The organism is Azospirillum isscasi (assembly GCF_030849505.1).
GTDB classification, from domain to species: domain Bacteria; phylum Pseudomonadota; class Alphaproteobacteria; order Azospirillales; family Azospirillaceae; genus Azospirillum; species Azospirillum isscasi.
This window is the reverse complement of record NZ_JAUJFI010000270.1, coordinates 1-4,273: the sequence shown is the minus strand read 5'-3', so window position 1 is coordinate 4,273 and position 4,273 is coordinate 1. Positions and strand designations below refer to the sequence as shown.

At 69.7% G+C, this 4,273-nt stretch carries 5 protein-coding genes and 1 pseudogene; 3 read left to right on the top strand and 3 right to left on the bottom strand.

Annotated features, from left to right (window positions below; all coding sequences use genetic code 11):
- Together QSG27_RS27910 and greB are read left to right on the top strand one after the other, a co-directional pair.
- A pseudogene (locus QSG27_RS27910) lies at window positions 1–215 on the top strand (hypothetical protein); the annotation flags it as partial.
- An 83-nt stretch (window positions 216–298) separates the two neighbouring features.
- Window positions 299–862, top strand: a complete 564-nt coding sequence (gene greB, locus QSG27_RS27905) for a transcription elongation factor GreB (RefSeq protein ID WP_306711992.1) — start codon at window positions 299–301, stop codon at window positions 860–862.
- 13 nt (window positions 863–875) lie between these two features.
- Here the strand turns inward: greB and QSG27_RS27900 are convergent, their stop codons facing one another.
- The 3 genes from QSG27_RS27900 to QSG27_RS27890 form a co-directional block, all read right to left on the bottom strand.
- Window positions 876–1,487: an HAD family hydrolase gene (locus tag QSG27_RS27900; protein WP_306711990.1), complete on the bottom strand. Its 612-nt coding sequence runs from the start codon at window positions 1,485–1,487 to the stop codon at window positions 876–878.
- A 20-nt stretch (window positions 1,488–1,507) separates the two neighbouring features.
- Complete coding sequence (locus QSG27_RS27895) at window positions 1,508–2,263, bottom strand: DsbA family protein (RefSeq protein WP_306711989.1); 756 nt, start codon at window positions 2,261–2,263, stop codon at window positions 1,508–1,510.
- 119 nt (window positions 2,264–2,382) lie between these two features.
- Complete coding sequence (locus QSG27_RS27890; protein WP_306711987.1) at window positions 2,383–3,735, bottom strand: M48 family metalloprotease; 1,353 nt, start codon at window positions 3,733–3,735, stop codon at window positions 2,383–2,385.
- Here QSG27_RS27890 and QSG27_RS27885 point away from each other — a divergent pair.
- A partial coding sequence (locus QSG27_RS27885) for a gamma-glutamyltransferase (protein WP_306711985.1) occupies window positions 3,704–4,273 on the top strand: 570 nt, incomplete at its 3' end. The genes QSG27_RS27890 and QSG27_RS27885 overlap by 32 nt on opposite strands.

Genomic DNA, 4,273 nt, shown 5'->3' with positions numbered 1-4,273 from the left:
CGGCTCCCGTCGCGCCCTCCATGGCGGACGAGCCGAAGAAGCGCCCGGCGCGCAAGCGCAAGGCCGCGGCGGATGCTCCCGCCGAGGCCGCGCCCGCCCCGGCGGCCACCGAGGCTCCGGTCAATCCGCCGGCGTCCGAGCCCGCCACCGCGGACTCCGCTCCGGAAGCCGAGGACACCTCGGCCAAGCCGCGCCGGGGTTGGTGGAACCGCTGACCGCGCGTTCCATCGCCGGAAAGACTGGAAAAGGCGCCTCAGGGCGCCTTTTCCTTTTCACGAAACCGCGAAGGGTCCCGACCATGAGCAAGGCGTTCACCCGGGAGAACGACTCCGCCGGCAACGACGACGAGGCCGACGATCCCAAGCCCTTGCCCAAGGGCGTGAAGAACTACATGACGCCCGAAGGCTTCCAGCGCATGCAGGAGGAGCTGCGCTCGCTGCTGCGCGTCGAGCGCCCGAAGGTGGTCGAGGTGGTGTCCTGGGCCGCCGGCAACGGCGACCGCTCGGAGAACGGGGACTATATCTACGGCAAGAAGCGCCTGCGGGAGATCGACCGGCGCATCCGCTTCCTGACCAAGCGCCTGGAATCGGCGGAGGTGGTGGACCCCACGCTCCAGAAGAACCGCGACCGCGTGTTCTTCGGCGCCACCGTCACCTATGCGCGGGAGGACGGGACGGAAAACACCATCACCATCGTCGGCGCCGACGAGGTGGACATGGACCGCGCCCATGTGAGCTGGATTTCGCCCATCGCCCGCGCCCTGCTGAAGGCCCAGGAGGGCGACGTGGTGGATCTGCGCACGCCCGCCGGGCTGGAGCAGATCGAGGTCGTCGCCATCCGCTATCCGGGCGACGGCGAGTAGGAAAGGGCTGGGGCTACAGCAGCCCCAGCTCCTCCAGCTCGGTGCGCAGGCTGGCGGCGCCGGAAAAGCGGTGCGCCGTCATGCCGATGTTGCGGGCGGCCTCGACGTTGGCCGGGCTGTCGTCGATGAAGACGCAGTCCGCCGCCCGCAGACCGTAGCGGTCCAGCAGGCGCTGGAAGATCGCCGGGTCCGGCTTCACCAGCTTCTCGTCGCCGGACACGACGATTCCGTCGAAGACGTTCAGGAAATCGAAGCGCCTGCGGGTCAGCGCCAGCTTGTCGGAGGAAAAATTGGTGATGGAGTAGAGCGGCGTCCCGCGCTGCTTCAGCTCCATCAGGATGTCCGGGGTGCCGGCGACGGGGCCGGGCACCATCTCCTCCCACCGCTCGTGATAGGCGCGGATCAGCTCGCGGCAGTCCGGGAACTCGGCGGTCAGGACGGCGACCGCCTCGTCCCACGGGCGACCACGGTCCTGCTCCAGGTTCCAGGCTGGGGTGCAGACGTTGTCGAGGAAGTCCTCCATCAGGTCCTCGTACCCGTCGAACAGCTCGCGGTACATGTTCCGCGGGTCCCATTCGATCAGCACATGGCCGATGTCGAAGACGACGGTGGTCGGCTTGGTCATCATCAACGCCCGCGCCGTCCTCAGCCCTTGCGCGCCGCGTCGACGAGCCGCTTCATCTCGTCCAGCTTGATGGCGCCGGGGACCAGCTCGTCGCCGATGACGAAGGCCGGGGTGCCGCGGATGCCCAGCTCCTCGGCCAGCGCCTGGTTGGCGGCGATGACCTTCAGCACCTCGGGGCTGTTCATGTCCTTCTTCAGCTTGTCGGTGTCCAGCCCGACCGACTTGGCCAGCCGCTGGATCACGTCGTCGTCGAGCTGGCCGCGGTGGGCCATCAGGGCGTTGTGAAGCTCCAGATACTTGCCCTGGCCGCGGGCGGCCAGCGCCGCCTTGGCCGCGGACAGGGAGGCCGGGCTGAGGATCGGGAATTCCTTGAAGACGAAGCGCAGCTTGCCGTCGTCCTTGATCAGGCGCTCCGTGTCCGCCTGCACGGCCTTGCAATAGCCGCACTGGTAGTCGAAGAACTCGACCACCGTCACGTCGCCCTTCGGGTTGCCGGCCACCGGGTCGGCGGGGTTCTGGAACAGCGCGGCCTTGTTGTCGGCCAGGGCGGCCTTGGCCTTCTGCTCCTCGGCCTGCTTCTGGCGCTTCTGGAGAGAATCCACGGCTTCCAGGATGATTTCCGGATTCTTCAGGATGTAGTCGCGCACCACCCCTTCGATGGCCTTGCGCTGCGCGTCGTCCATCGGGCTCTGCGCCTGGAGGGCCGGGGCCAGCAGCCCCGTCGGAAGGGCCAGCGCGGCGGCGAGCGCCAGAGCGGCGGGGCGGAAGCGGGTCATGTCGAACTCTTTCGTTTGGCGCCGGGCCGATGCGATTCGGGGCGCTACTGTGGACCGGGACGGCGGGGTTAGGCAAGGCGGCAGTGCGCCGGGCTGTGCGCCGGGGGGTTGCGGAACGGTCACTTGCCGCCCGCCTGCCCGCGGATGTCCTGGGCGCGCAGCCAGCCGGGGGAACCGGCGGGCAGCAGCTTCTCCGCCCGTTCGGCCTGGAACCGGGCCATCGGCTTGTCGCCGCGGGCGAAGGCTTCCTCCGCGGTGGCGTAGGCGACCATGCCGGCGTTGCCCTTCATGCTCCAGGCCTGGGCCATCAGCCGCCACAGGAAGGCCGAATGCGCCTGCGTCTTGGACGCCACCTGGAGGTTGCGCAGCGCCTCGTCGGCCAGCCGCTTGTCATTCTGCTCCATCAGCGAATGGGCCAGCGACACGCGGATGCTGCCGGCCTCCGGCTCCAGCTCGATCGCCTTGCGGTAGGGGGCGGCGGCGTCCACCGCCCGCCCGTTCTGCAGCATCAGGTCACCCTTCATCTCGTAAAGGAAGGCGTTCCGCGGCTCCTGCGCGATCAGCCCGTCCACCAGCGGCAGGGCCTGTTTCACCTCGCCGCGCCGGAAATAGGCGTAGGCCCGGCCATAGCGCGCCACGAAGGACGGGTCCTCTGGCCGGTAGCGGCGCAGCGCCCCGTTGGGGTCGAGATAGGCGTAGAGCTTGGCCTGGATGCGGCGGAAATTCTCGTTCCACTCGGCGGGGACGGGGCGCCTTCCGGCGCGCGACCGCTCCACGAAGCTGCGGACCGTCTCGATGCGCTCCCGCGTCAGCGGGTGGGTGCGGCGGTAGCCGGCGTCGCGGTCCACCAGCAGCGGGTCGTCGGCGGCGCCCAGCTTCTCCAGGAAGGTGACCAGCCCCTCCGCCGAGATGCCGGATTGCTCCATGTAGGACAGGCCCGCCTGATCGGCGGAGGACTCCTGGCTGCGCGAGAAGGAGAGGAAGCTCCGCTCCGCCAGATGCTGGCCCAGCATGACGCCCGCCGCCCCGGCCCCGGAATTGCCCGCGGCGATGCCGCCGACGATGCCGATGCCCATGCCGATCAGCGAGGACAGGAAGGCGTTCTCCATCGCCTCCGACCCGCGGACCAGATGGCCGCCGGCGATGTGGCCGGTTTCGTGGGCGATCACGCCGATGAGCTGCCCGGCGTCCTCCAGCCCCAGCAGCAGGCCGGTGTGCAGGAAGATGTTCTGCCCGCCCGCCACGAAGGCGTTCATGGTGTTGTCGTTGACCAGGACGATGTTCACCGCGTCCGGGTCGATGCCGGCGGCCTGGAAGATTGGCCGGGCCATGTCGCGGATGATATGTTCCGTCTCGGCGTCGCTCAGGAACTGCATCTCCTGGCGCCGCTGCGCGCCCGCGGGCGGCGACCACGACAGAACCATCACGGCAACCATGGCGATGACCGAAACCAGCCTGCTGGGCTTGCGCACCGTTTCTTCCTCCGCACACCGGGACACCGGGCAGCCGGTCAAGATGCCGGTCCGGGCGCCCCATTCCACCCGCCGAATCTGGCAAGGGTTGGGCGCGATTGCCATAGCGGCGTCGTTGGTCGGCGGCTGCGTCAACACGAAATACCGCACGGGCGCCCCGGCCCAGAACTACATCGCGGCGGACGAGCCCCGCGCGGCGGAGATCGGGCGCGATATCATCGCTCAGGGCGGCAAGGCCGGCGACGCCGCCGCCGCCATGGCGATGGCGATGACGGTCACCCTGCCCTCCCGCGTCGGGCTGGCCGGCGGCGGCGTCTGCGTGGTGTTCGACGCGGCGAAGAAGGAAACCCGCACGCTGGACTTCCTGCCCCGTCCGGCCAACACCGGAGGCGCGGCCCTGCCCGGCTTCCTGCGCGGAGTCTACGCGCTCCAGGCCGCCACGGGCGCGATGCGCTGGGAACAGGCCGTGGTCCCGGCGGAGCAGCTCGCCCGCTCGGTCCCGGTCAGCCGGGCACTGGCGCGGGACCTCGCCGAGTCC